Origin of the sequence: Streptomyces sp. JB150 (assembly GCF_011193355.1) — a bacterium.
In the GTDB taxonomy this organism is placed as follows: domain Bacteria; phylum Actinomycetota; class Actinomycetes; order Streptomycetales; family Streptomycetaceae; genus Streptomyces.
Genome location: NZ_CP049780.1, coordinates 3,753,458 through 3,780,439, shown reverse-complemented (window position 1 = coordinate 3,780,439; position 26,982 = coordinate 3,753,458). Strand labels below are relative to the sequence as shown.

The 26,982-nt window shown below is 69.9% G+C and carries 22 protein-coding genes; 9 read left to right on the top strand and 13 right to left on the bottom strand.

Translation table 11 applies throughout. The annotated features are described in order from the left end of the window. Positions 1 to 23: 23 nt before the first annotated feature. The 6 genes from gyrB to dnaA all read right to left on the bottom strand — a co-directional run bounded on the left by gyrB (position 24) and on the right by dnaA (position 9,659). On the bottom strand, positions 24 to 2,096 hold the full coding sequence (gyrB, locus tag G7Z13_RS17655) for a DNA topoisomerase (ATP-hydrolyzing) subunit B (RefSeq protein ID WP_166000462.1): 2,073 nt from the start codon (positions 2,094 to 2,096) through the stop codon (positions 24 to 26). Between the two features lie 540 nt (positions 2,097 to 2,636). Further along, a complete protein-coding gene (locus G7Z13_RS17650; protein ID WP_166000460.1) occupies positions 2,637 to 3,167 on the bottom strand; it encodes a DciA family protein in 531 nt (176 codons plus the stop codon). Continuing rightward, a complete protein-coding gene (gene recF / locus G7Z13_RS17645; protein WP_166000458.1) occupies positions 3,164 to 4,285 on the bottom strand; it encodes a DNA replication/repair protein RecF in 1,122 nt (373 codons plus the stop codon). Before recF ends, G7Z13_RS17650 begins: the two co-directional genes overlap by 4 nt. An 82-nt stretch (positions 4,286 to 4,367) precedes the next feature. After that, the gene (gene gnd / locus G7Z13_RS17640; protein WP_166000456.1) at positions 4,368 to 5,243 is read right to left on the bottom strand and encodes a phosphogluconate dehydrogenase (NAD(+)-dependent, decarboxylating); all 876 of its coding nucleotides are present in this window, start codon (positions 5,241 to 5,243) and stop codon (positions 4,368 to 4,370) included. Between the two features lie 235 nt (positions 5,244 to 5,478). Continuing rightward, positions 5,479 to 6,609, bottom strand: coding sequence for a DNA polymerase III subunit beta (gene dnaN / locus G7Z13_RS17635; protein ID WP_166000453.1), 1,131 nt, complete (start codon positions 6,607 to 6,609; stop codon positions 5,479 to 5,481). A gap of 1,079 nt (positions 6,610 to 7,688) precedes the next feature. Next, entirely contained in the window at positions 7,689 to 9,659 is a 1,971-nt protein-coding gene (dnaA, locus tag G7Z13_RS17630) for a chromosomal replication initiator protein DnaA (RefSeq protein WP_166000451.1), read from the bottom strand. A 395-nt stretch (positions 9,660 to 10,054) separates the two neighbouring features. On the opposite strand from dnaA, the gene rpmH reads away from it, so the two are divergent. The 9 genes from rpmH (at position 10,055) to G7Z13_RS17585 (ending at position 16,866) form a co-directional block, all read left to right on the top strand. Then, entirely contained in the window at positions 10,055 to 10,192 is a 138-nt protein-coding gene (gene rpmH / locus G7Z13_RS17625; protein WP_003956500.1) for a 50S ribosomal protein L34, read from the top strand. Between the two features lie 21 nt (positions 10,193 to 10,213). Beyond that, a complete protein-coding gene (gene rnpA, locus G7Z13_RS17620; protein WP_166000449.1) occupies positions 10,214 to 10,585 on the top strand; it encodes a ribonuclease P protein component in 372 nt (123 codons plus the stop codon). Beyond that, complete coding sequence (gene yidD, locus G7Z13_RS17615; protein WP_166000448.1) at positions 10,582 to 10,932, top strand: membrane protein insertion efficiency factor YidD; 351 nt, start codon at positions 10,582 to 10,584, stop codon at positions 10,930 to 10,932. Before rnpA ends, yidD begins: the two co-directional genes overlap by 4 nt. A 3-nt stretch (positions 10,933 to 10,935) precedes the next feature. Continuing rightward, complete coding sequence (yidC, locus tag G7Z13_RS17610; RefSeq protein WP_166000446.1) at positions 10,936 to 12,207, top strand: membrane protein insertase YidC; 1,272 nt, start codon at positions 10,936 to 10,938, stop codon at positions 12,205 to 12,207. A 15-nt stretch (positions 12,208 to 12,222) separates the two neighbouring features. Further along, positions 12,223 to 12,735 (top strand): R3H domain-containing nucleic acid-binding protein, encoded by a 513-nt coding sequence (locus tag G7Z13_RS17605; RefSeq protein WP_166000444.1) that lies wholly within the window; start codon positions 12,223 to 12,225, stop codon positions 12,733 to 12,735. A gap of 118 nt (positions 12,736 to 12,853) precedes the next feature. Continuing rightward, a complete protein-coding gene (rsmG, locus tag G7Z13_RS17600; protein ID WP_166000442.1) occupies positions 12,854 to 13,570 on the top strand; it encodes a 16S rRNA (guanine(527)-N(7))-methyltransferase RsmG in 717 nt (238 codons plus the stop codon). A gap of 319 nt (positions 13,571 to 13,889) precedes the next feature. Further along, positions 13,890 to 14,969 carry a ParA family protein gene (locus tag G7Z13_RS17595; protein ID WP_166005037.1) on the top strand — a complete coding sequence of 360 codons (1,080 nt, stop codon included), beginning with the start codon at positions 13,890 to 13,892 and terminating at the stop codon, positions 14,967 to 14,969. Next, the gene (locus G7Z13_RS17590) at positions 14,966 to 16,087 is read left to right on the top strand and encodes a ParB/RepB/Spo0J family partition protein (protein WP_166000440.1); all 1,122 of its coding nucleotides are present in this window, start codon (positions 14,966 to 14,968) and stop codon (positions 16,085 to 16,087) included. Before G7Z13_RS17595 ends, G7Z13_RS17590 begins: the two co-directional genes overlap by 4 nt. Before the next feature lie 161 nt (positions 16,088 to 16,248). Further along, on the top strand, positions 16,249 to 16,866 hold the full coding sequence (locus G7Z13_RS17585) for a GNAT family N-acetyltransferase (protein WP_166000438.1): 618 nt from the start codon (positions 16,249 to 16,251) through the stop codon (positions 16,864 to 16,866). 95 nt (positions 16,867 to 16,961) lie between these two features. Here G7Z13_RS17585 and trxA read toward each other — a convergent pair whose 3' ends face one another. The 7 genes from trxA to G7Z13_RS17550 all read right to left on the bottom strand — a co-directional run bounded on the left by trxA (position 16,962) and on the right by G7Z13_RS17550 (position 26,921). Then, entirely contained in the window at positions 16,962 to 17,294 is a 333-nt protein-coding gene (gene trxA / locus G7Z13_RS17580; RefSeq protein ID WP_166000436.1) for a thioredoxin, read from the bottom strand. A 38-nt stretch (positions 17,295 to 17,332) separates the two neighbouring features. Then, positions 17,333 to 18,304, bottom strand: coding sequence for a thioredoxin-disulfide reductase (gene trxB / locus G7Z13_RS17575; protein WP_166000434.1), 972 nt, complete (start codon positions 18,302 to 18,304; stop codon positions 17,333 to 17,335). 174 nt (positions 18,305 to 18,478) lie between these two features. Continuing rightward, positions 18,479 to 19,534 carry a hypothetical protein gene (locus G7Z13_RS17570; RefSeq protein WP_166000432.1) on the bottom strand — a complete coding sequence of 352 codons (1,056 nt, stop codon included), beginning with the start codon at positions 19,532 to 19,534 and terminating at the stop codon, positions 18,479 to 18,481. Further along, positions 19,531 to 20,250 (bottom strand): RNA polymerase sigma factor SigM, encoded by a 720-nt coding sequence (gene sigM / locus G7Z13_RS17565; RefSeq protein ID WP_166000431.1) that lies wholly within the window; start codon positions 20,248 to 20,250, stop codon positions 19,531 to 19,533. Before sigM ends, G7Z13_RS17570 begins: the two co-directional genes overlap by 4 nt. A gap of 18 nt (positions 20,251 to 20,268) precedes the next feature. After that, entirely contained in the window at positions 20,269 to 21,975 is a 1,707-nt protein-coding gene (locus G7Z13_RS17560) for a protein kinase family protein (protein WP_166000428.1), read from the bottom strand. 138 nt (positions 21,976 to 22,113) lie between these two features. Next, the gene (murJ, locus tag G7Z13_RS17555; protein ID WP_166000426.1) at positions 22,114 to 24,411 is read right to left on the bottom strand and encodes a murein biosynthesis integral membrane protein MurJ; all 2,298 of its coding nucleotides are present in this window, start codon (positions 24,409 to 24,411) and stop codon (positions 22,114 to 22,116) included. A gap of 44 nt (positions 24,412 to 24,455) precedes the next feature. After that, positions 24,456 to 26,921 carry a DUF6049 family protein gene (locus tag G7Z13_RS17550; RefSeq protein ID WP_166000424.1) on the bottom strand — a complete coding sequence of 822 codons (2,466 nt, stop codon included), beginning with the start codon at positions 26,919 to 26,921 and terminating at the stop codon, positions 24,456 to 24,458. Positions 26,922 to 26,982: the final 61 nt, after the last annotated feature.

The window sequence follows — 26,982 nt, the reverse complement described above, 5'->3', positions numbered from 1 at the left end:
TGGTGCGGTCAGCTGAGACCGACTCAGATGTCGAGGAAGCGGACGTCCTTGGCGTTGCGCTGGATGAACTGGCGGCGGGCCTCGACGTCCTCGCCCATGAGGACCGAGAACAGCTCGTCGGCCTGGGCGGCGTCGTCGAGGGTGACCTGGCCGAGGACGCGGTGCTCCTGGTCCATGGTCGTCACGCGCAGCTCCTCGGCGTTCATCTCGCCGAGGCCCTTGAAGCGCTGGATGGAGTCCTCGCGGATGCGCTTGCCGCGCTGGCGGCCCATCTCGATCAGCGCGTCGCGCTCGCGGTCGGAGTACGCGTACTCGACGTCCTCCCGGCCCCACTTGATCTTGTAGAGCGGGGGGCGGGAGAGGAACACGTGGCCCGCCTCGACCAGCGGCCGCATGAAGCGGAACAGGAAGGTCAGCAGCAGGGTGTTGATGTGCTGGCCGTCGACGTCGGCGTCCGCCATCAGGATGATCTTGTGATAGCGCAGCTTCTCGATGTCGAAGTCCTCGTGGACTCCGGTGCCGAAGGCGGAGATGAGCGCCTGGATCTCCTGGTTCTGCAGGATCTTGTCGATCCGCGCCTTCTCGACGTTGAGGATCTTGCCCCGGATCGGGAGGATCGCCTGGTACTCGGGGTTGCGGCCGGACTTGGCGGAGCCGCCGGCGGAGTCACCCTCGACGATGAAGATCTCGCACTTGGCCGGGTCGTTGGACTGGCAGTCGGCCAGCTTGCCCGGCAGCGACGCGGTCTCCAGCAGGCCCTTGCGGCGGGTCAGGTCGCGCGCCTTGCGGGCCGCCACGCGCGCGGTGGCCGCCTGGATGCCCTTGCGGACGATGTCCGCGGCCTCGTTCGGGTTGCGGTCCAGCCAGTCGCTGAGGTGCTCGTAGACCGCCTTCTGGACGAAGGTCTTCGCCTCGGTGTTGCCCAGCTTGGTCTTGGTCTGGCCCTCGAACTGGGGCTCGCTGAGCTTGACCGAGATGATCGCGGTCAGACCCTCGCGGATGTCGTCGCCCGTGAGGTTGTCGTCCTTCTCGCGGAGCAGCTTCTTGTCGCGCGCGTACTTGTTGATCAGGTTCGTCAGCGCCGCGCGGAAGCCCTCTTCGTGGGTGCCGCCCTCGTGGGTGTGGATGATGTTGGCGAAGGAGTAGACGCCCTCGCTGTAGCCGCTGTTCCACTGCATCGCGACCTCGAGGGACAGGGACTTCTCCTTGTCCTCCGCCTCCAGGTCGATGACGGTGGGGTGCACCACGTCTCCCTTGCGGGAGTTGAGGTACTTCACGAAGTCGACGATGCCGCCCTCGTAGTGGTACGTGACGGTCTTCGGCTCGTGCTTCTCGTCCGCGCCCGCCTCGTCCGCGCCGGCCGTGGCCTTCGCCGACTCGCGCTCGTCGGTGAGCTTGATGGTCAGTCCCTTGTTCAGGAACGCCATCTCCTGGAAGCGCCGCGAGAGCGTCTCGAACGAGTACTCGGTGGTCTCGAAGATGTCGCCGTCGGCCCAGAAGGTGACCGAGGTGCCGGTCTCGTCGGTGGCCTCGTGCTTGGCCAGCGGGGCGGTCGGGACGCCCATCTTGTAGTCCTGGGTCCAGCGATGACCGTCCGTCTTGACCTCGACGGAGACCTTGCTCGACAGCGCGTTCACGACCGAGACGCCGACGCCGTGCAGACCACCGGAGACCGCGTAGCCGCCGCCCCCGAACTTGCCGCCCGCGTGGAGCACGGTCAGCACGACCTCGACGGCCGGCTTGCCCTCGGACGGGACGATGCCCACCGGGATGCCGCGGCCGTTGTCGACGACGCGGACGCCGCCGTCGGGGAGGATCGTCACCTCGATCGTGTCCGCGTACCCGGCCAGCGCCTCGTCGACGGAGTTGTCGACGACCTCGTACACGAGGTGGTGCAGGCCGCGCTCACCGGTGGAACCGATGTACATACCGGGTCGCTTGCGGACCGCGTCCAGACCCTCGAGGACGGTGATGGCACTGGCGTCGTACGAGGTCGAGACGGAGGCCTCGGTGCCTTCGGCCGCGGCCTCGGTGGACGGGATGTTCTCGTTGGGGTTGCCGGAATCGGCCACGAAGCGCCCTTTCTGGCACAGCACGAGCCGGGCTCGTCGGCGGGTTGCCGGAGCGGCTGCGGCATGTTGCGTTGGTAAGCCTTGATCAGCGTTGCTCAGCGTTTCCCGGGCGGTCCCCACGGTCGGGGCGGGATTGTCTTCCAGTCTACCGGTAGCACTGACAGTGATGGGGGTTTGCCGGTACCTGAGTCCTCATGTGCCGCCCTGAACCGTCCTCGATCGGGTCCCGATATACGGAAGGGGGCTCCAAGAGGCTCACAGAGGCACCCAGCGCTTCGCGGCGTCAACCCGAAGCTACTCCCCGGTCAGGTCGGAAATCGCATGTGCTTGCGGTTGTACGACAAGACAGTGACCGCTGTGGAAATGGGGACGAGTGGGGCGCAGCGACGTGATGTCGGTCACGTGAGGCGGATGAAGGGCGGGAGGGGGACGCCGAGGGCTGTGGGGAGGGGAGTCGGCGAGCGCCGGGGCTCGGCGAAGGCCGGGTCGGCGAGGGGCGGCCAGTGAGGGTCGGGAGCCGGCGAAGGGACAGCTGGTGACGGGAGAGCCGGTGAGGGGCGGGGCTCAGCCGTAGGTGTCGCCGGGGCCGGTGCTGCCCGGGGCGCGCAGCGGGCCGTAGCGGCGGGCTGGGCCGCCGGGGCCGAGCACCTTGATCATCCGGACCGTGCCATGGCCCAGGTCCTCGTTCAGACGGGCCACCAGCTGCGGGGCCAGCAGCCGCAGGTTCGTCGCCCAGGCCGTGGAGTCGCAGCGCACCACCAGCACCCGCTCGTCCTCGTCGTACTTCTCCGGGACGCAGTGCTTGGCCAGGTTCTCGCCGACGATCTCCGGCCAGCGGCCCATCACACCGCCCACCGCGGCCGGCGCCTCCCAGCCCCGCTCGGTGATCAGCCGATTGATCGCCGCGCCCAGCGCCATCGGATCGCGGCCGTCGGCGCGCGCGCCGGAGCGCAGCCCGCCGCCGCGGCGGGCCTGCTTCTTCTGCTGGGCCGCGTCCCCACGCGCGCGTGCCGCCTCCTTCGCCGCCCGCAGCGCCACGCGCGCGAGGTCGACGCCGGAGGGTTCGGGCGCCCGCTGCGGTGCCTGGTCGGTCATGCCCGTTCCACCGCCCCGCCGGACACGGCGTACCGGGCCCCGGCCAGGACGTGCGGTACGTCGTCGTCGACCGCCGCCGTCACCAGGACCTGCTCGCCGGGCGCGACCAGCTCGGCCAGCCGCTCGCGGCGACGGGCGTCCAGCTCGGCGAAGACGTCGTCCAGGATCAGCACCGGCTCGTTGCCCTCGGCGCGCAGCAGGTCGTACGACGCCAGGCGCAGCGCGAGCGCGTAGGACCAGGACTCGCCGTGCGAGGCGTAGCCCTTGGCGGGCAGTTCGCCGAGCTTGAGCAGCAGATCGTCGCGGTGCGGCCCGACGAGGGTGACGCCGCGTTCGATCTCCTGCTTGCGGACGTCGGCGAGCGCGGACATCAGCTGCTCGAACAGGGTCTCGCGGGTGTGGGCCGCGCCGGGCGCGGACGGCTTGTACTCCAGGGCGACCGGGCCGCCGCCGGGGGCCAGCTGCTCGTACGCCTTGTCGGCGAGCGGCTGGATGGCGTTGATCAGGTCCAGGCGCTGGGCAAGGAGTTCGGCGCCCGCGCGGGCGAGGTGCTGGTCCCAGACGTCCAGGGTGGACAGGTCCATGGAGCGGCCACCGTGGCGGCGGGCCAGCGCGGCCGTCTTCAGCAGGGTGTTGCGCTGCTTGAGGACCCGGTCGTAATCCGAGCGCACGCCGGCCATGCGCGGGGAACGGGCGGTGATCAGCTCGTCGAGGAAGCGGCGGCGCTCGCCGGGGTCGCCCTTCACCAGCGCCAGGTCCTCCGGCGCGAACAGCACCGTGCGCAGGATGCCCAGGATGTCGCGGGGCCTGACCTGCGAGGACCGGTTGACGCGGGCGCGGTTGGCCTTGCCGGGGTTCAGCTCCAGCTCGATCAGCTGCTGCCGGTCGCCCTGCCGGACCTGGGCGCGGACGACCGCCCGCTCGGCGCCCATGCGGACCAGCGGGGCGTCGGAGGAGACGCGGTGGCTGCCGAGGGTGGCGAGATAGCCGACGGCCTCGACGAGGTTCGTCTTGCCCTGGCCGTTGGGGCCGACGAACGCGGTGACGCCCGGGTCGAGCGGGACCTCGGCCCGGGCGTACGAGCGGAAGTCGGCCAGCGACAGATGCGTGACGTGCATGGCGGTCGCCGACCTCCTCCGGCGGGTGGAACGTGTCCCCGGGTGTCCCCAGGGCGTTCCCCGGGTTTCCCCAGGGTGTGGACTACTTCTTCTCGACCGCGTGGCCGCCGAACTGGTTGCGCAGCGCGGCGATCATCTTCATCTGCGGCGAGTCGTCCTGTCGCGAGGCGAACCGCGCGAACAGCGAGGCGGTGATCGCGGGCAGCGGCACGGCGTTGTCGATGGCGGCCTCCACGGTCCAGCGGCCCTCGCCGGAGTCCTGTGCGTAGCCGCGCAGCTGGTCCAGGTGCTCGTCCTCGTCGAGGGCGTTGACCGCGAGGTCCAGCAGCCAGGACCGGATGACCGTGCCCTCCTGCCAGGAGCGGAAGACCTCGCGGACGTTCTCCACGGAGTCGACCTTCTCCAGCAGCTCCCAGCCCTCGGCGTAGGCCTGCATCATGGCGTACTCGATGCCGTTGTGGACCATCTTCGCGAAGTGGCCCGCGCCGACCTTGCCGGCGTGCACCGAGCCGAAGTCGCCCTCCGGCTTGAGCGCGTCGAAGATCGGCTGCACCCGGGCGACGTGTTCGGCGTCGCCGCCGTACATCAGCGCGTAGCCGTTCTCCAGGCCCCAGACGCCGCCGGAGACACCGCAGTCCACGAAGCCGATGCCCTTGGCGGCCAGCTGGGCGGCGTGCTTCTCGTCGTCGGTCCAGCGGGAGTTGCCGCCGTCGACGACGATGTCGCCGGGCTGCAGCAGCTCGGCGAGCCGGTCGATGGTCGACTGGGTGGCCTCGCCGGCCGGGACCATGACCCAGACCACGCGCGGGCCGCTGAGCTTGTCCACCAGCTCTTCCAGGCTGTGGACATCGGCGAGGTCCGGGTTGCGGTCGTATCCGACGACGGTGTGGCCCGCGCGGCGGATGCGCTCGCGCATGTTGCCGCCCATCTTGCCGAGGCCGATGAGACCGAGCTCCATCAGTTGTGTTCCTTAGGTGTCCGAGGTGGCGTGGCGGCACGACGGCGTGCCGGGCGGTTCTCCACCGCGGCACGGCCGTACCTGTGTCCGAGCCTAAACCCGGACACCCGCGCACACCTGTGGGCCTGAGCGCTCATCCGGACACAGCCCTTGACCTGCGGTTTCCCCGCTGTGGAGACCTGTGGGGAACGGTGCGGAGCCGTGGACGAAAGCCCGCCCGGGCTGAGGACGAAGGTCAGCCGCTGAGCCGGACCGGCATGATCAGGTACTTGTACGCCTCGTCCGCCTCCGCGTCCAGCGCCGGCTTGCCGCTGAGCAGCGCGGGCTTGGTGGACGTGGTGAACGACAGCTGGGCCACCGGGGAGTCGATCGCGCTCAGACCGTCCAGCAGGAAGGTCGGGTTGAAGGCGATCGAGATGTCGTCGCCCTCCAGCTGGGCGTCGACCCTTTCCACAGCCTGTGCGTCGTCGCTGGAGCCGGCCTCCAGGATGAGCACGCCCTGCTCGAAGCTGAGCCGCACCGGGGTGTTCCGCTCGGCGACCAGGGCCACGCGCTTGACGGCCTCCACGAAGGGGGCGGTCTCGATCACGGCGACGGAGTTGAACTCCGTCGGGAACAGCGTCCGGTACTTCGGGAGGTCGCCCTCCAGCAGACGCGTGGTCGTCCGGCGGCCCGCGCCCTCGAAACCGATCAGGCCCTCGCCCGCGCCCGAGCCGGACAGCGCCAGCGTGACGCTGTCACCGGCGCCCAGGGACTTCGCGGTGTCCAGGAGCGTCTTGGCGGGCACCAGGGCGACCGCGGAGGCGTCCGGGTTCTCCGGCTTCCACAGGAACTCACGGACCGCGAAGCGGTAGCGGTCGGTGGAGGCCAGGGTGACCGTGTCGCCCTCGATCTCGATGCGCACACCAGTGAGGACGGGCAGCGTGTCGTCCCGGCCCGCGGCGATGGCGACCTGCTGCACGGCGGAGGCGAAGACCTCGCCGGGGACGGTGCCCGTGGCGTTCGGCATCTGCGGCAGCGCCGGGTACTCCTCCACCGGCAGGGTGTGGAGGGTGAAGCGGGAGGAGCCGCAGACCACGGTCGCCCGTACACCGTCTGTGGAAATCTCCACCGGGCGGTTGGGGAGCGCCCGGGAGATGTCGGCGAGCAGGCGGCCGGAGACCAGGACCGTGCCCTCCTCCTCGACCTCGGCCTCGACGCTGACCCGCGCGGAGACCTCGTAGTCGAAGCTGGACAGGCTCAGCTGGCCGTCCTCGGCCTTCAGGAGCAGGCCGGCGAGGACAGGCGCCGGCGGACGGGCCGGGAGGCTGCGCGCCGCCCAGGCCACTGCCTCCGCGAGTACGTCGCGTTCCACCCGGATCTTCACCGTAAGCCGCCTCCTGCTGTTGCCGGCGCTTCTCGCCCTGCTTCGCCTTCGTCGTCTGTCTCGGTGTCGCCGGCCCCGGGGAGGGGAAGGACACCGGGGACCAGTCTGACGCACCGCACTGACAGTAGGTGCCTCTCGGGGTCAAGTCGTGCCGAGGGGCAGCCGGGCAATCGGGAGCGAGTTGTGCACAGGGCCCACTTCGAAACGGATTCCGGGCTCTCTCTAGTCGTTCGTAGTAGTAGGGCCTGTGGATACCGTGGATAACCGCGTTTGCCCAGCTCAGCGCGGGAATTTTGTCCACGGGGCCTGTGGGCGGCGCCGGTGGACAACCGGGGGTCTCTGTGGAGAACGGAAAGTTCTGCACACCCCGTGCACAGGTGAGGGCGAGTTCTCCCCAGCACCGTCCCCAGCTTTACCCGTCTTTCCCACAGCCCAACCCGGCACCTTTGTGTGACGCCTTTCACTCGACGCGGTGGTGAGGTGCGCCGGGTTGCCGAACAGTGGACAGCCATGTGGAGAAGCCGGGGATCGCTGGGGACAACCGCCCCCAGGCTGTGGGTTGCCGGTGGACAACTCCGTGCACAGGGTGTGGACCATCGCGCTGTCCACACCCTGTGGAGATCGTTCGTCCACGAATCCACAGCGGGCTGACCTGGTCTGATGGTCCTTCAACAGGCTCGCCTGTGGATGCAATCTGGACAACTCGGCAGTCCCCAGCGTGTGGACGGAAAAAAGTCGCCGGATCTGTGGAGGGCGGCCGTAACCCGGCAGGAAATCGAACACGGGGTGGCCGGCGGGAGGGGGGCGGAAGGGCTGGGAGCGCCTTCGCGGGCGCGATCGGGACTCCAGGGGGTGCTCTGGGAGGCCGTGCGGGTGCGGCGGGAGCCTCGGCAGGGGGCACGGCGGCCGCCTCCGCGGGCCTGGCTGAGGGCTCCTCGCCCGCCGGCCGCGCCCCGCGCGCGTCGCGGCGCCCCGCGCGCGGGGCGCCGCGACGAAGGGCAGCACGACAAAGGCCGGCACGACGAAGGGCGCCCCCGGATCTCCTCCGGAGGCGCCCTCACCGCCGTACGCGGCGCGTGTCAGCCGTTCTTGATGCGGTTCGTCAGCTCGGTCACCTGGTTGTAGATCGAGCGCCGCTCGGCCATCAGATTGCGGATCTTGCGGTCGGCGTGCATCACCGTGGTGTGGTCGCGGCCGCCGAACAGCGCGCCGATCTTCGGCAGCGACAGATCCGTCAGCTCACGGCACAGGTACATGGCGATCTGCCGCGCGGTGACCAGCGCCCGCCCGCGCGAGGTGCCGCACAGATCCTCGACGGTCAGCCCGAAGTAGTCCGCCGTGGCGCCCATGATCGCCGTCGAGGTGATCTCGGGCGCCGAGTCCTCGCCGCCGGGGATCAGGTCCTTGAGGACGATCTCCGTCAGGCCCAGGTCGACCGGCTGCCGGTTGAGCGACGCGAACGCCGTCACCCGGATCAGCGCGCCCTCCAGCTCGCGGATGTTGCGCGAGATCCGCGAGGCGATGAACTCCAGCACCTCCGGCGGCGCGTTCAGCTGCTCCTGCACCGCCTTCTTGCGCAGGATCGCGATCCGCGTCTCCAGCTCCGGGGGCTGGACGTCGGTGATCAGACCCCACTCGAACCGGTTCCGCAGCCGGTCCTCCAGCGTGACCAGCTGCTTCGGCGGCCGGTCGGAGGACAGCACGATCTGCTTGTTCGCGTTGTGCAGCGTGTTGAAGGTGTGGAAGAACTCCTCCTGCGTCGACTCCTTGTCCGCGAGGAACTGGATGTCGTCGACGAGCAGGATGTCCATCTCGCGGTAGCGCTTGCGGAAGCTGTCGCCCTTGCCGTCCCGGATGGAGTTGATGAACTCGTTGGTGAACTCCTCCGAGCTCACGTACCGCACGCGCGTGCCCGGGTACAGGCTCCGCGCGTAGTGTCCGATCGCGTGCAGCAGGTGCGTCTTGCCGAGCCCGGACTCGCCGTAGATGAACAGCGGGTTGTACGCCTTCGCCGGCGCCTCGGCGACGGCCACCGCGGCCGCGTGCGCGAAGCGGTTCGAGGCGCCGATGACGAAGGTGTCGAAGAGGTACTTCGGGTTCAGCCGCGCGGTCGGCTCGCCGGGGCCGGTCGCCGGCGCGGGCTGCGCGGCCAGCGGACCGGGTGCGCCGCTCGCGGAGGGCAGCGCGGTACCGGCCGGGCCGCGGTGCACGGGCGGGCCGTCCGGCGGCTCCGGCAGCTCGCGGCGGGCACCCTGCTGGTCGTAGTCACCGCGCGACGGCTCGTAGTCGGAACGCCGCTGGTCGTACGTCGGACGCTCCACACCCTGTGGACGGTACTCCGGAGACGGCGCACCGTACCCCTCGCCCGGCTTGCCGCCGTAGCCGTCGGAGACCTGGGACCCGTAGGTGTCGTTCCCGGAGGACCCGTACGACTCCTGGCCGGACGGCCCGTAGGAGTCCTGGGCGCGCGAGCGGTACGCGTCCTGTGGCGGCGTCGCGTACGGGTCGCGCTCGGGGAAGCCGAGGCGCTGCTGCTGCCAGCCGTACTCGTCCTGCGCCGACCGCGGCCACGCGCCCGGCTCGGGGCGCTGGTACTCCGCCGGGTAGGCGGGGCGCGCGGTGGGCAGCTGGTCGTCGCCGGTGCCGGGCAGCGGCTCCGCGCGGTGGCGGCCGTAGCCGCCCTCGTACGGGCTCGACGGAAGCTCGGGCTCCTCGTAGCGCGACTCCTCGTAGCGCGACTGGGCCGGAGGCGCCGGCGGGGCCGGGGGCTCGCCCGCGGAGTCGTCGACGGTGATCGCGATCCGGATCGGGCGGCCGCACTCACGGCTCAGCGTCTCGCTCACGACCGGCGCCAGGCGGCCCTCCAGCACACCCTTCGCGAACTCGTTCGGCACGGCGAGCAGCGCCGTGTCGGCGACCAGCGCCAGCGGCTGGCAGCGCCGGATCCAGTGCTCGTCCTTGGCCTCGACACCCTGTCCGCGGCCCTCGCCGAGGAGCTGCTCGAGTACACGTGGCCACACTGCGGCAAGATCGGCAGGTACGTCAGCCACAGGGCACGCTCTCTCACAGGTCCCACGAACGTGTGGTTGTGGGACGGGTCGGGATGAAAAACCGGGTCGGTAGGGATAAGGGAACGAATCGGAGTCCAGCCACGGTAGTCAGGGCGACCCTTGCGGTTCAAGTTGTTGTCCCCAGCCTGTGGATAGTGTCCCTCACTCGCTGCCGGTTTGACCGGATGGCGTAGCCCCGCGTACCGTAACCAGGTCGAGTTGTCGATGGCTGCTGCCGCCTGCCTCCGATGGGCACAGATCACGTCCCCGCCACCGTGGGGGTAGTCCGGTGATCGGAAAGCGGTGCACTCGGGCGTAACGCGAGCTACTCGTGGGCGCACGGTGACAGCCAGGACGGCACCCCGCCACCACCGATTTCTTTCTGGAGCCCCCGAGTGAGCAAGCGCACCTTCCAGCCGAACAACCGTCGTCGCGCGAAGACCCACGGCTTCCGGCTGCGTATGCGCACCCGTGCCGGCCGCGCGATTCTCGCGTCCCGCCGCAGCAAGGGTCGCGCCCGTCTGTCCGCCTGATCCCGGTCAGGTCATGACATCGTGCTGCCCACCGAGAACCGGCTGAGGCGGCGCGAGGACTTCGCGACCGCGGTACGACGAGGACGCCGGGCAGGACGCCCACTCCTCGTCGTCCACCTTCGAAGCGGTGCCACGGACCCGCACGCGCCTGGGGAGAGCGCTCCCCCGACGCGTGCGGGTTTCGTCGTGAGCAAGGCTGTGGGCGGTGCGGTCGTCCGCAACAAGGTGAAGCGCAGACTTCGCCATCTGATGCGCGATCGAGTCGCTCAGCTTCCCCCCGGTAGCCTGGTAGTCGTACGCGCGTTGCCCGCAGCGGGTGACGCCGACCACGCACAACTGGCCCGAGACCTGGACGCCGCTCTGCAGCGGCTGCTGGGAGGGGGCGCGCGATGAAGTACCCGCTGCTGGCGCTGATCAAGCTCTACCAGTGGACCATCAGCCCGCTGCTCGGGCCGGTGTGCAAGTACTACCCGTCGTGTTCCCACTACGGCTACACGGCCATCGACCGGCACGGGGCTCTCAAGGGCACCGCACTCACGGCCTGGCGCATCCTGCGTTGCAATCCGTGGTCGCTGGGCGGCGTGGACCATGTCCCGCCGCGCAAGCGTCCACGGTGGCACGAGATGCTGCGCGACGCCTGGCGCGCACGGAAGGGCGGGCCCTCCGCCGCCGAAACGGCCACCGACGACAATGTCTCGAGCCCGGCCGCAGAGACCTCGTCCCATGCCCAAGGAGCATGATTAGTGGACACGATTGCCAGCCTCTTCAGCTTCATCACCACGCCCGTCTCGTGGGTCATCGTCCAGTTCCACAAGCTGTACGGTGCGCTCTTCGGCCCGGACACGGGCTGGGCCTGGGGCCTGTCCATCGTGTCCCTGGTGATCCTGATCCGTATCTGCCTGATCCCGCTTTTTGTGAAGCAGATCAAGGCGACCCGGGCCATGCAGACGCTCCAGCCGGAGATGAAGAAGATCCAGGAGCGCTACAAGAACGACCGGCAGCGCCAGTCCGAAGAGATGATGAAGCTGTACAAGGAGACGGGCACCAACCCGCTCTCCTCGTGCCTTCCCATCCTGGCGCAGTCGCCGTTCTTCTTCGCCCTGTACCACGTGCTCAACAGCATCGCGTCGAACGACACCATCGGCGTGATCAACGAACGGCTGCTGGAGAGCGCGCAGAAGGCCCACATCTTCGGTGCCCCGCTCGCCGCGAAGTTCACCGACAGCTCCGGCAAGGTCGAAGCGCTCGGCTCCTCGATCACCGATGTGCGGGTCGTCACCGCCATCATGATCATTCTGATGTCGCTGTCGCAGTTCTACACGCAGCGCCAGCTGATGACGAAGAACGTCGACACCACGGTGAAGACGCCGTTCATGCAGCAGCAGAAGATGCTGATGTACGTCTTCCCGGTCATCTTCGCCGTCTTCGGCATCAACTTCCCGGTCGGTGTCCTCGTCTACTGGCTGACCACCAACGTGTGGACCATGGGCCAGCAGATGTACGTCATCCACAACAACCCGACCCCGGGTTCCAAGGCCCAGTCCGCCTACCTGGAGCGCCTGTACAAGCACGTCACGCACCGCGGCAAGGTCAGCCGGCGCCGCGACAAGGCCATCGTGAAGGCCATCGTCGCCAAGGGCCGTGACCGCAACGAGTACGAGCGCAAGTTCATCAACGGTCTGTCCAAGGCCGGGCTCGCCGCTCAGGCCGACGGCACCGTGGTGAAGAGCGAGAGCACCGTCGTCGCGGAGAACGAGGACGGTACGACGACCGCCACCACCGCCGCCAGGCGGCAGCAGCCCAAGCGGCAGCCCAAGTCCAAGCGCCAGGCGACCCCGCCCAAGCCTGCGGGCGGCGGTGAGAAGACGTCGCTGATCAAGTCCGACGAGCCCCAGGGCGACACCCCCGCGGGTTCCACCGGGAAGGCGGCGTCCAAGTCCGGCGGCTCCCGCAGCCGGGCCCAGTCCGGTCAGCGCAAGGGTCCGCAGCGGCCCAAGTCCCCGTCCAAGAAGTAAGAAGGAGTCCATCCCGTGACGGAAGGCACCACCTCCGCCGCTGCCGAGGGTGCAGACACCCTGACCCGCCTGGAGCAGGAGGGTGAGATCGCCGCGGACTACCTCGAGGGTCTGCTGGACATCGCCGACCTCGACGGCGACATCGACATGGACGTCGAGGGCGACCGCGCCTCTGTCTCGATCATCAGCGACACGGGCAGCCGCGACCTGCAGAAGCTGGTCGGCCGCGACGGCGAGGTCCTGGAGGCCCTTCAGGAACTCACCCGGCTGGCCGTGCACCGGGAGACCGGGGACCGCAGCCGCCTGATGCTCGACATCGCCGGCTACCGCGCCAAGAAGCGCTCCGAGCTGTCCGAGCTGGGCGCCAAGGCCGCCGCCGAGGCCAAGAGCAGCGGCGAGCCCGTGAAGATGAAGCCGATGACTCCGTTCGAGCGCAAGGTCGTCCACGACGCGGTCAAGGCCGCCGGACTGCGCAGCGAGTCCGAGGGCGAGGAGCCGCAGCGCTTCGTCGTCGTGTTGCCCAACTGATTCGGTACGCACGTTCCTCCGGCCCCGTCTGTTGCGCAGGCGGGGCCGAACTTTGTCAGCCTGGTAGTTCTGGAGGTCGGCGCTCAGCGCGCCGATGCGGTACGGAAGGACGGTCCCCGTGACGGAGGCAGCTGAGCTCCCCCCTGCTCCCGAGCAGGCTCGTGACGTATTCGGTGATCGCTTCGCGGATGCGGTCCGATACGCCGAGCTTCTCGCCGAGGCAGGAGTACGGCGGGGGCTCATCGGCCCGCGTGAGGTGCCCCGCCTCTGGGAGAGGCACCTGCTGAACTGCGCGGTGCTCTCGGAGGTCGTGCCCGAGGGGGTGACGGTGTGCGACGTCGGCTCGGGTGCCGGCCTGCCCGGCATCCCGCTGGCGCTGGTCCGGGAGGACCTGAAGATCACGCTCCTGGAGCCGCTGCTGCGGCGGACCAACTTCCTGACCGAGGTCGTGGAACTGCTGGGCCTGGATCATGTGACCGTGGTCCGTGGCCGGGCCGAGGAGGTCATGGGCAAGCTGCCTCCCGTCCATGTGGTGACGGCCCGCGCCGTGGCTCCGCTGGACCGGCTGGCCACCTGGGGCATCCCGCTGCTGCGGCCCTACGGCGAGATGCTGGCGCTCAAGGGCGACACCGCCGAGGAGGAGCTGAAGGCAGCCGCCACGGCGCTGAGCAAGCTCGGCGCGGTCGAGACCTCGATCCTGCATGTGGGTGAGGGGGTCGTCGATCCGATGTCCACGGTCGTGCGGGTGGAGGTCGGTGAGAGCCCCGGCGGCGTCCGCTTCGCGGCCAAGCGTGCCAAGGCGGCCCGGACCGGCCGCGCACGCCGACGCCGCTGATCGCCCCGGTCGACGAGGCGTACTCCACACAAGCTGCCCAACCTACGCATCACGGAGTGTCGCGGCAGTTCGGCCGCAGCCGCTGTGCATCGTGTTTCACGTGAAACGTCGCTCACTGCTGCACGGCATCATCAGCCGCGGCCGCGCTGCGGCCGAACCCCGCGACCGTAAGCCTCTCGGGTCCCTCGACGAGGCTCCCGTTTCCTCCGATGCCCCTGTTCCCTCCGACGCCCCATCCCTCTCCGGGGGCACGGAGTTGTCCACAGAGGTGGATTTCTCCACAGAAGACCAGGCCTCACTGGTTCACCACCCTGAAGGCATGGGAGGCTCTGTTCATCGCGAGCCTGAAGTCGAGGAGAGTGAATCCTTGCGGTCCGACGCCAACATCGCGGGACCGATGACCGATCCGGTCCCCGGTCCCCGTACCGAGTCGACGGGAGCGGATGTTTCACGTGAAACACCGCCTCCGATGGACGACACTCCCATCGGTCGTGCTGCCCAACTGGCGGTCGAGGCTCTGGGCCGCGCCGGCGAGGGCCTGCCACGGCCCGAGCAGACCCGCGTCATCGTGGTCGCCAACCAGAAGGGCGGCGTGGGCAAGACCACGACGACCGTCAACCTGGCTGCTTCGCTGGCTCTGCACGGCAGCCGGGTCCTGGTGATCGACCTGGATCCGCAGGGCAACGCGTCCACTGCTCTGGGGATCGACCATCACGCCGAGGTTCCGTCCATCTATGACGTGCTGGTCGAGAGCAGGCCGCTCTCGGAGGTCGTCCAGCCAGTCGTCGACGTCGAGGGTCTCTTCTGTGCTCCCGCCACGATCGATCTCGCCGGTGCGGAGATCGAGCTGGTGTCCCTGGTGGCACGGGAGAGCCGTCTCCAGCGAGCCATCCAGGCGTACGAGCAGCCGCTGGACTACATCCTCATCGACTGCCCGCCCTCGCTCGGCCTGCTGACGGTCAACGCGATGGTCGCCGGCCAGGAGGTCCTGATCCCGATCCAGTGCGAGTACTACGCGCTGGAAGGCTTGGGGCAGCTGCTGCGCAATGTCGACCTGGTGCGGGGGCACCTCAACCCCGCCCTGCATGTATCGACGATCCTGCTCACCATGTACGACGGCCGGACGCGCCTCGCGTCCCAGGTCGCGGAAGAGGTGCGCAATCACTTCGGCGACGAGGTGCTGCGGACGAGCATTCCCCGCTCGGTCCGTATCTCCGAGGCGCCGAGCTATGGGCAGACGGTACTGACCTACGATCCTGGATCGAGCGGTGCCCTCTCCTACCTTGAGGCGGCACGGGAAATCGCGCTGAGGGGCGCGGGCATCAGCGTCGGCTATGACGGGACGCACGCGCGCATCGGCGCTCAGAACGATCAGAGCATGGTGGAGGGGATCCAGTGAGCGAGCGACGGAGGGGGCTGGGCCGTGGACTCGGGGCACTGATCCCTGCGGCCCCGACCGAGAAGACGCCGGCGCAGACCGCGGTGGGTGTCGTAGGGGGTGCTGGGGGGAGCGTCGGATCGTCCTCTCCCGCGGCCGTCCCGGTGCTGACGAGTGACCGCGGGGTGGCCGCGGCGAAGGTGGCCACGCTGCCGCCTGTTTCACGTGAAACAGAGGAGCTGTCGGTCAACGGCGCTGCGGACTCGCCCGCTCCTCCTGTGGGCGCCCACTTTGCCGAGATTCCGCTCGACGCCATCACGCCCAACCCGCGGCAGCCGCGTGAGGTCTTCGACGAAGACGCGCTCGCCGAGCTGGTCACCTCCATCAGGGAGGTGGGCCTGCTCCAGCCGGTCGTCGTGCGGCAGCTGGGTCCCGGGCGCTATGAGCTGATCATGGGCGAGCGGCGCTGGCGGGCCTGCCGAGAAGCGGGTCTGGAGGCCATCCCGGCAATTGTGCGAGCGACGGAGGACGAGAAGCTTCTCCTCGACGCTCTTCTGGAGAACCTGCACCGCGCGCAGCTGAACCCGCTGGAAGAGGCCGCAGCCTACGACCAGCTGCTGAAGGACTTCAACTGCACGCACGACCAGTTGGCGGACCGCATCGGTCGGTCCCGTCCGCAGGTCTCCAACACTCTGCGTCTGCTGAAGCTCTCCCCGGCGGTCCAGCGCCGGGTGGCCGCCGGAGTGCTCTCCGCCGGGCACGCGAGGGCCCTGCTCTCCGTGGAGGACTCGGAGGAGCAGGACAAGCTGGCTCACCGGATCGTGGCCGAGGGGCTGTCTGTGCGGGCCGTCGAGGAGATCGTGACCCTGATGGGATCGCGGCCCAAGGCGACGCAGCGGGCCAAGGGCCCCCGGGCCGGCTCCCTGGTCTCGCCGGCGCTCAACGAGCTGGCCACCCGGCTTTCCGATCGCTTCGAGACGCGGGTGAAGGTCGACCTGGGCCAGAAGAAGGGCAAGATCACTGTCGAGTTCGCCTCGGTGGAAGATCTGGAGCGCATCCTCAGCACGCTGGCCCCGGGCGAGGGCCCGGTCCTCCAGAAGAGCCTGCTGGAGAGCGACGGCGAGGAGACCGAGGGCTGAGCTTCCCCCTCTGTATCGCTCCTCCCCGGAGCTGTGCGGGTCGTGTCCGGTGTGTACCGGAACACGACCCGCACTTTGCTTTTTGCCGGTATCGATGGAATCGCTTCGTGGCTACCATGCGTGTGGGTAGGGAGCGGACAAGGAAGCGAGGAACAGCCTTCATGGGGCGTCGGCTCGTACCGCTCACACTGGACAATCTTCAAGATCTTCCACAGCGCTGCCGTTCCTGTGTCTTCTGGGAGCTGGACCCGGTCAGCGGCGCTACGGCGGTGAAGGCGGGTACCGCCGCGTTGGAGAAGGAATCCTGGATCTCCGCCGTGCTGCTGGACTGGGGCTCCTGCGGACGGGTGGTCTACGTCGACGACGTACCGGCGGGATTCGTGCTCTACGCGCCCCCGGCCTACGTGCCCCGCTCGGCGGCGTTCCCCACGAGCCCGGTGTCGCCTGACGCGGTTCAGCTGATCACGGCGTTCATCCTGCCGGGTTTCCAGGGGCAGGGTCTGGGCCGGGTGATGGTGCAGACGGTGGCCAAGGACTTGCTGCGTCGCGGCTTCAAGGCGATCGAGGCGTTCGGCGACGCCCGCTGGAAGCAACCCGCCTGTGTCCTGCCTGCCGACCACCTCCTGGCCGTGGGCTTCAAGACCGTCCGGCAGCATCCCGCGCATCCACGACTGCGACTGGAACTCAGAACGACGCTCTCGTGGAAGGAAGACGTGGAGATGGCACTGGACCGGCTGCTCGGCGCGGTGCAGAAGGAGCCGGCGCTGCGACCGCTCTAGCGATTGCCTGTCCCGGTTCTCTCACACGAATGGGCCGGCCCGTGAGGGCCGGCCCATTCGTGTTTCACGTGAAACGTCGATCGTTCCCGTGGACGTCACTCGGCGATGAAGTCCTCGAGGTCGCGGATGATCGCGGCCTTCGGCTTGGCGCCGACGATGGTCTTCGCGACCTCGCCACCCTGGTAGACGTTCAGGGTGGGGATCGACATGACGCCGTACTTGGCGGCCGTACCCGGGTTCTCGTCGATGTTCAGCTTGACGACCTCGATCTTGTCGCCGTACTCGGCGGCGATCGCCTCCAGGGACGGCGCGATCTGGCGGCACGGACCGCACCAGGCGGCCCAGAAGTCCACCAGGACGGGCTTGTCGCTCTTGAGGACGTCCTGCTCGAAGGTGTCGTCGGTCACGTTCTTGAGGGTGCCGGCCACGGCGGGCTCCTTAACTGATGATGCGTGGGGCGGATGGGTCAGACAGTGGTCTTCTCGGGCTCGGCCTTCTGCTCGTTGTCCGCGAGGGAAGCGAGGAAGCGCTCGGCGTCGAGAGCGGCGGAGCAGCCGGTACCGGCTGCGGTGATCGCCTGACGGTAGGTGTGGTCCACCACGTCACCGGCGCCGAAGACACCGGTCACGTTGGTCCGGGTGGAGGGCGCGTCCACCTTCAGGTAGCCCTCCTCGTCCAGGTCGAGCTGGCCCTTGAAGAGCTCGGTGCGCGGGTCGTGGCCGATCGCGATGAAGAGACCGGTAACCGGAAGATCGGAGAACTCGCCGGTCTTGAGGTTGCGCAGCTTCAGACCGGACAGCTTCTGATCACCCTGGATCTCCGCGACCTCGCTGTCCCAGACGAACGTGATCTTCGGGTCGGCGAAGGCGCGCTCCTGCATCGCCTTGGAGGCGCGCAGGGTGTCCCGGCGGTGGACGACCGTCACCGACTTGGCGAAGCGCGAGAGGAAGGTGGCCTCCTCCATCGCGGTGTCACCGCCACCGATCACGGCGATGTCGTGGTCCCTGAAGAAGAAGCCGTCGCAGGTGGCACACCAGGAGACACCGCGGCCGGACAGGGCGTCCTCGTTGGGCAGGCCGAGCTTGCGGTGCTGGGAGCCGGTGGCGACGATGACGGCCTTCGCCCGGTGGACGGTGCCGGCGGTGTCCGTGACGGTCTTGATCTCACCGGTCAGATCGACGGAGACGATGTCGTCCGGGACGAGCTCGGCACCGAAGCGTTCGGCCTGAGCGCGCATGTTCTCCATGAGCTCGGGACCCATGATGCCGTCGCGGAAGCCCGGGAAGTTTTCCACGTCGGTGGTGTTCATCAGGGCACCACCCGCGGTGACGGCGCCCTCGAACACCAGCGGCTTCAGTGACGCGCGCGCGGTGTACAGCGCCGCGGTGTAGCCGGCGGGCCCGGAGCCGATGATGATCACGTTACGGACGTCGCTCACGGCTTGTTTCCTCGTCTCTGGACGGCGTCGTTTGACCGGTGGAGCTCCTTTCAGAACTCTCACCCCACCCAACGGATCCTAAGGGGCGCGCATTCCCGCTGTGGCCGGGCACACGGGCGGGTGACCGCTATACGAGACGCGGTCCCGAGGACGAGGAACGCACGAGGCGCTGCCTCAGCGTGCGTAGGACTTCTTCAACAGCACCTTTGCCGCACCCGCCGCGGGCTCCTTCACACACGTCGACTCGACGATGTAGGCGGTCACCCGTGCGGGGTCGGAGCCGTCGGCGAGGACGACGAGCAGCGCGTCCGTCCCCTGGTAGACGCCTTCCTCAGTGGCGAGGGCTTCGCCCTGCTGTCCGATGCCCTGCTGGACGCAGTCGGGGACGTCTGCGGTGGGGTGCTGGAAGACGCGGGGCTGACCGGAGCCGGGGGTGGTCTCGATGCCCCGGTCCGGGCTGCGCGAGCCCTTCCGGGTGCCGTCCTGCTCGGCGAGGAGGTCCGCGACCTGTGTCTCGAGTCGTCCCTCGGCGAAGGTGTCCGCGGCGGTGGTCTGGCGCTCGTGGGCCGAGGTGCCCGGCTCGGTGCCACTCAGAGACGTCCACAGGACGGAACCGAGCCCCAGCGCGGCAGCCGAGAGAGCGGCGCCCAGGACGGCCGCCCTGCGACGGCCACCGAGCCTGCGGGTTCCGCGGTCTCTGCGGTCGCCACGGTTCTTGCGGCCGGGTCCGGTGGAGGAGACATGGGCGCGACCGGCAGGGCGGTCGGTGACGGTGGATGTTTCACGTGAAACACGGGCGCCGTCGTCGCTGCGGGTGCCGGACGCGGCAGTGGTGTCGGGCGCGGCAGTGGTGTCTGGGCCGCTGTGCGTGGCGGACGCGTCGGACATGAGGCTGCCGGTGGTCACCGGCTTGCCGGTGCTGTCCTCCGCCGCCGGTTCGCCGACACCGTCCTCCGTCGCCGGCTCGGGCGCCGAGGCGTTCAGCAGGGCCTCCGCGGCGAGGGCGGCATCGATCCGGCCCGCGACATCGGCGGGCATGCGCGGAGGGCCCGGCAGGGTGCCCAGCAGGCCCCGGATCTCTTCCAGCGAGGCGTGGACGTCGGCGCACAGCCCGCACGCGTCCAGATGCCGTCGTATGTCCGTGGTGCGGGAGGGAGGAAGCAGGCCCTCGGTGAAGTCGGAGATCTCGGTGACGTCCGGGTGCCCGGCCGCGTCCGTCGTGGAAGTCACGCTCGCCCACCTCCGCCCTTCACAGCAGCTGAATCGCTCGACCCGGTGTGTCGCGGGCTTCCGTCGCGTGGGCCCGCTGCCGGTGGGACGGATGTCCCCTGAGTCCGGTTCCGCTCCTCATCCGGTGGTGTGCCGGCAGCGGTGTTCTCCGGCCGCAGATGGGTGAGCAGGGGCAGCAGTTTCGCTCTGCCGCGGGCGCAGCGGCTCTTGACCGTCCCGGTCGGTACGTCCAGCACGCGGGCGGCCTCGGCGACCGGGTAGCCCTGCATGTCGACCAGGACGAGCGCGGCGCGCTGGTCGGGCGGAAGCGTGCCGAGCGCCTCCAGGAGCTGCCGGTGCAGATCGTTGCGCTCGGCGGGCGCCGAGGCCGACTCGTGCGGCTCCAGCAGCTGTTCCAGGCGCTCGGTGTCGTCGACGGGTGCCGTCTTGCGGGAGGCGGCCTTGCGGGCGTGGTCCAGGCAGGCGTTCACCGTGATCCTGTGCAGCCACGTCGTGACGGCCGATTTGCCCTGGAAGGTGTGGGCGGCGCGAAAGGCCGAGACGAGAGCGTCCTGCACCGCGTCGGCCGCCTCCTCGCGATCGCCGAGGGTGCGCAGGGCGACGGCCCAGAGCCGGTCCCGGTGACGCCGGACCAGCTCCCCGAAGGCTTGGGGGTCGCCGGCGACGTGGCGCGCCAGAAGGACCTCGTCAGGTGCATCGTGATGGTCGCTCCGCACGCCCCCGCCCCCGCCCTTTCAGCTGGTCACCTTGATGTCGACGACCCTGCCGCGGTACTGGCCGCTGTCCGCCTGGAGCGGCAGCTCGGTCAGCCACACCAGCAGGTAGCGGGCCTTGAGTTCCTTGCCGGGCTTCAGCTGCACCGTGGTGCCCGCGCCGCCCGCGACCCTGGCGTAGGCGTCGAAGGTCTGCGGCTCCGCGTCCCCCTCGGCAGCCCGCAGCTCGACCGAGGTGCTGCCCACGAAGGTGACCGACACGTTGCCGACCTCCTGGACCTTGCCGAGGTCGAGGATGACGCCGACGCCGCTCTTGAGATTGCCGAACTTGGCGCCCAGGTAGTAGTCCGTCTGCCAGTACGTGCCGGGAGTGCCGTCGTAGACCTTGCTTATGTCGCCGGGCTTCTCGGATCCGTCCTTGCCGAACGGGTCGAAGTCGCGGGCCTGCTGGATGGCGATCGGCTGCGGCTTCTTCGGCTTCGCGGTGTTCTTGTCCTCGCTGTCCGTCGTCTGCGTCTGGTTCGGGTCGTCGGCCTTGCCGCCCTGGTCCATCAGGGCGTCCGCGAGCTGCCAGCTGCCCAGTCCGAGGGCGGCGATCAACAGGGCGGAGACGGCCCACTTGAGGGCCTTGCCGGTGCGGCTCTGCAACGGGGGCGGCGGGGTGGCGACCGGCTGGGTGACGCCGGGATGCGGCGCGGTGCGGCCGTACGTGCCCTGCTGGTAGGTGGTGCGCTGGTACTCCGGCGGGGCGGTGAACGTCGGCTCCGGCGGGCGGATGCGGGGCATCTCCCCGATCGCCTTGACCAGTTCCTCCGGCGTGGTGCAGGGGGACTCGTGACGGGAGGCGGTGGCGCCGTCGTTGGCGAGCGCGCGCATGGCGAGTTCCGACAGGCCCCGGTGGACACCGGCGCGTACCTGGTCCGGGGCGATCAGGCCGACGTCCTTGGGCAGCCCGGACAGGCCGTAGGCGTCGTTCTCGTAGGGCCAGCGCTGGGTGAGCGCGGCGTACAGCAGGGCGCCGATGGCTTCCGTGTCGGCTTGCTGCGGGGTGTCGGAGCTGATGCCGCGCAGCGCGGCGTTGACGGCGAGGCCGCGGATCCGCCACTGGCCGGTGGAGGTGCGCAGCACGGCGTTGGGGTTGAGGCGCAGATGGGCCAGGCCCTCGCGGTGTGCGGCGGCCATGGCGGAGGCGACCTGGCTGACCAGCTGGTAGGCGTCGTGCGGCTCCAGCGGCCCGGCGGAGAGCAGCGTGGTCAGCTCGGTGGCGTCGGGCAGCCATTCGTGGACCACGTACACGAGGTCGTTCTCCTCGACGGCGTCGAGGACCTGGACGAACCGGGGGTCGCCCAGCAGCGCGGAGGAGCGGGCCGCGGCCAGCACGGCACGGGCACGGGTGTGGTCGGCGGGCAGCACATGGACGCCGACGGCGCGGCGCAGTTTCTCGTCGACCGCGCGCCAACTGCTGAAACCGTCCAGACGGGTGACGCACTCCTCGAGCCGGTAGCGTCTGGCGAGCTTGTGGCCGCTGTGCAGCTCGGGCGGCGAGGCCTTCTTCACGGGACCTTCGATCCCGTCACTTCCCTGTGCCTCGTTTCGTTCCGTGTCCCGCTCCCGCTTCTGGGCCACCCCGTCGGCCGTGGACTGGTCCGCCTGATCCGCCTTGGCGGTCAGCGGCTCCTCGCCGCTGTTGTCTGCCACGTCGACGGCAGCCGTGCTCCGTTCCGCCACCGTCGTTCCTGCCTCCCCATCCAATGCGCGCCGTACGACCCCGTGCGCGCCGTCCGACGCCGAAACCAATTGTGCCCACAGTCCGCCGCTATGCACGACACACGGTGGCGGTCGAAGGTTGTGCCCCTGCCTCCCGTCTCAGCGGCCCAGGCGGCCGCGCACCATGCCGACCAGCGAGTTCAGCTCCTCGATGCGCATCCGGCGGGCGGCCACGAAGAAGATGCCCAGCAGTACCGCCCCACCGGCCAGCAGTGCGGCGAAGGAGCCGAGGGCGCCCTGGCCGAGGGCCTGGGTGATGCCGTAACAGGCCGCCCCGCTCAGCAGGGCCGCCGGCACCGAGGCGATGCTCAGCCGGGCGTACGTCCGCAGCACGCGCGAGCCGTCGAGGTCGCCGCCCAGCCGCTTGCGCAGTCTGCGCCAGGCGACACCGACTCCGGTGACATAGGCCAGGCCGTACGAGGCGGCCATGCCGACCACGGCCCAGCGGGCGGGCAGCAGCAGGTAACAGAGCACGGACGCGCCCGCGTTGACCGCAGCGACGATGACCGTGTTGTAGAAGGGGGTCCGGGTGTCCTCGTAGGCGTAGAAGGCGCGCAGCACGACGTACTGCACGGAGTACGGGATCAGGCCGAGGCCGAAGGCCATCAGCATGTAGCCCATGTTCGTGGCCGCGTCGGTGCCCGAGCTGCCGAAGATCAGGGTGCACATCGGCACCCCGAGCGCGAGGAAGCCGAAGGCGATGGGAACGATCGCGACCGCGGTCGTCCGCAGGCCCTGGGAGATGTCGTCGCGGACGGCGCCGCTGTCGTCCTCGGCAGCCGAGCGGGAGAGCCGCGGCAGCAGGGCGGCCATGAGGGAGACGGTGATGATGGCCTGCGGCAGGCCCCAGATGAGCTGGGCGTTGGCGTAGGCGCTGAAGCCGGTTCCGTCGATCCCGGTGTCCACGACCGAGGCGGTGGCCAGCTGCGTGACGACCAATGCGCCCGCTTGGTTCGCGAGGACGAACAGGATGGTCCACTTGGCGAGCATTGCCGCCTTGCCGAGACCGTGGCCCTTCCAGTCGAAGCGCAGGCGCAGCTTGAACCCGGTCTCCCGGAGGTACGGGATCATCGCGAGGGCCTGGACGACGAGGCCGAGCAGGACGCCGATGCCCAGCAGACGGACGCCCTCCGGCGGGATGTTCTCGACGGTCATGCCGGAGTGTTCGGCGGTGCCGTACACGAACAGGAACAGTCCCAGCGTCACGATGATGACGAGGTTGTTCAGGACCGGGGTCCACATCATGGCGCCGAAGCGGCCACGGGCGTTGAGGATCTGGCCCATCACCACGTGGATGCCCATGAAGAAGATCGAGGGCAAGAAGTAACGGGTGAAGGTGACGGCCACGTCGAACGCGGCGGGATTGGAGGCCAGCGGGTTCGACAGGGCACGGACCAGAAGAGGGGCGCCGAGCATGGCGAGGGCGGTGAGAGCGCCGAGGGCCACCATGACCAGGGTGAGCAGCCGGTTGGCGTAGGCCTCGCCGCCGTCCTCGTCGTCCTTCATGGCGCGCACGAGCTGCGGGACGAACACGGAGTTCAAGCCGCCGCCGACGGTCAGGATGTAGATCATCGTCGGCAGCTGGTAGGCCACTTGGAAGGACTCGCCGAGGAGCATCAGGCCCAGCGCCGAGACGATCATCGCGGAGCGGATGAACCCGGTCACCCGCGAGACCATCGTGCCCGCCGCCATCACGGCACTCGACTTCAGCAGACCGGCCGCACGGCCGCCCTTCTTCGGGGCGGCGGCCGCGGGCGCGGGCGCCGGAGCCGGGTCCTGGGGCTCCTGCTGCTCCGGTACGGGGTACTGGCCCTCCTGCGCCTGGTACTGCCCGGGCGAGGGGTACTGCGGCGCCGGTCCCTGTCCGTGTCCGGTGCCGGGTGCGGCGGCCGGTCCGGGCACGCCCGGGTGGTCCGTCGCCGGGCGCGCGGTGCCCTGCTGCTGGTCGCGGAAGAGGTGGGCGAAGGCGTCGTGCTCGTGGCGCTGACCGCCGGCCTGGGTGACCAGGTCGTCGACGCCGACGTACTGGGTGGTGCGGGGGTCGTCGCCGTACGGCAGGTACTGGGTGGCGCCGTCGGGCTCGGGTGCCGGGGTCTGCGCCCACACGTTCGGGTCGGGGGCGTACGGCGACTGCGGAGGCTGGGCGTACAGCTGCTGCGGCGGCGGGTACGTGCCCGGGGGCGGCGGGGGGTGCGCGGCGCGGTCGTACAGCGCCTCGGCGACCGGGTCCTGGGCGGTGAGGTCCTGCGCCCGGTACGGGTCCTGCTCGTAGGCGTCCTGGAGGTACATGTCCGCCGGGTGCTGCGGCGGTACCTGGCCGTGCTCGGGCGGCGGGCCCTCGGGGAAGCCCGAGCTGCCCACGGCCTGGCCGCGGTCACCGTCGTACGGCGCGTTCATGCTTACCCCACCTCATCGTCCCGGGCCCACCGGCCACGACATCCTCAACGGTCCACTCTCTCACCCGCGCCGGACGGGTCGGCGTTTTCCGCTGGGGTGTCCGGTGTCGGGTCACTCGGCTGCTCCGGGTCGCCTGCCCCGGGCCGGGTGCCCGACTCCTCGGTGTGACGGTCGTCGGGGTCTTCCGGGTTCTCGGGCGTGCGCGCGGAGTGCCGCGCGTCCGCCGGGCCGCCCGTCACCGCGTCCGCCGACGCGTCAGCCGACGTGTCCTTCGTCGTCTCCGCCGGCGCGTCCGCCGGTTCCTGACCGTCCTCCTCGGCCTGCCGGGCGGCCGCCCGCTTGCGCTGGGTGTACATCCGGAAACCGGCGAGGACCAGCAGCAGCACGCCGCCGCCGATGACGAGCATCACAGTGGCCGTGATCTCGGTGACCTTCACGTCGAACTGGACGGCCTCACCGTACGGCTGCCCGTCTTCGGTGAACAGCTGGGCGATCACCGTCACCCGGCCGTTGGCGTTGGCGGAGGTGTCGAACTTCACCGACTGGCTGTGCCCGCCGGAGACGGAGACGCGCTGCTCGGCGTAGGCCTTGCCGCCGATCTCCAGGCGGGTGGGGCTGGTGGAGGTGAGCCGCAGCACCAGGTTGTCGACGCCCTGCACCAGGTTGTTCTGCACGGTCACCGGGATGGTGGCGCTGCGGCCGGAGAGCTTGGTCTCCGACTTGTCGATCAGCTTGACCTGCTTGGCGAGGTCGTCGAGGTAGTCCTCCACGCCGTCGCGGTAGCTCTGCGCCTCGGCGCCACGGCCGTGCCACGACGTGGACATCTCGCGGTTTATGGCCCGCCCGAACGGCGTCGCCACGCGCAGCGGGAAGGAGAGGATCACCCGGAAGTCGTCGAGCTTGTCCTGCGTGGTCGCGATCTGCTCGAACGCCTCACGGGGCAGTTCCCGCTTGCGCAGCGCCGACGGGTACGCCGAGGCGGGCGGCACCTTCCTGGTGGCCCGGGCGTCCGGCTTGGCCTCGGCGGCGGCGCTCAGCTCCTGCGTCTCGGTCCAGGTGCCGCCCTGGAGAGCCGTGATCGCCTGCGCCATCGCCCGCGCCTGGCTCGCGCTCGGCATGCGCTGCGGGGCGACGACGATGCTGCGCTGCTTGTCCGTCTGCTGGTTCACGGCGAGGCTCTGCGCGAGGAACCGCTGCACGGCGAGCGTGCCCGCGGACGCCTTCGTCAGATCCGCCTCGAAGGCGGTGGACAGCCGGGCGTCCGCGACGACCGCGGTGGTGCCGCCGCCGATGGGGCGGGCCGCGGACGGCGTGTACGGCAGGGCGCCGCTCTCCTCGAGGCTGTCGCTGCGCGTGATGACCCGGTCGGCACCCGCGGAGGTGGCGACCTTCACGATCGACGGGTCGATCGCACCGTCGACGGGCCAGGCGAAGTCGGTGCTCGGCTGCACGTGGAGGATCGACTCCACGGTGGTGGCGGCGACGTCCGTGGCCGCCTTGTACTGGCTCAGCGAGCCGGTGACGTCCGTGCCGTGGTGGGCGAGGGAGGCGAGATCCGGATCGGCGTAGGGCAGCGCCACGACCTCCTTGCCGGCCACCGCCTTCTGCAGCTCGGCGAGCCACTGGTTGGCGACCGCCTGCCGGCTGCCCGGGACGGTGTCGTCGCCGGCCCGCACCTCGTAGCTGCGCGTCATCGCGTCGACGGAGGCCAGCAGGTCCGGGTCGATCACCCAGGTGACGTCCAGGTCCTTGCCGAGCGCCACCATCTGCGCCAGCCGGCCGCCGGGGGCGATCTCCGCGGCGAGGTCCTCGTTGAGGAAGACCGGGGTCTGCTGCTCGTTGGAGCCGGTCTCGGCCGTCATGTGCGCCGTGGAGACCAGCGGCCACAGGAACGTCGTTCTGGTCCTCGGTTCCGCCTCGTCGGGCTGCCAGGGCAGGAAGGTCCGCTGGAAGCCCAGCACCTCGTCCCAGGGCCGCGAGGCGGTCTCGCCGGTCAGCGAGACACCGAGCGAGTAGACGCCCTCGTCACCGAGGTCCAGCTCGTCGACCGGCACCGAGATGCTGAAGTGCTCGGAGACGCCCGGGGTGAGCTGGTCGAACGCCTGGGTGTAGTCCCCGCCGACTTCCCTGCCGTCGGAGCCCGGAACGTATGCGCCGTTCTTGGCGGCGGTGTCGATCCCCGAGCGGGTGGTCAGTTCCTCGCCCACCCGCAGGTCCACATGGGCGTCGGTGATCGTTTCCTTGCCCTTGTTGGTCACCGTGCCGGAGACGGTGAGGGTGTCACCGTCCGTGGGGGCGGCCGGGCTGAACGAGTCGAGGGCGACGGCCACCGTGCGTGAGCCGGAGGCGGCCTTCGCGGTGGTCCGGGCGGCGGCGTCCGCGGCCGGCGCGGCGGACAGCTGGCACAGGCCGGCCAGGAGGGGTGCCCCCGCCAGCAGTGCTCCGGCGCGCAGCAGCCGCCGGCGGGCAGGTGAGGGACACGTCCCCTGGATGTCTGCCGCCTCGGCCACGCGCTCGCCCGTCCCTCGTCGTCGTCAGTGGTCGTCGGAATGTGCGTCCACGCATGGTAAC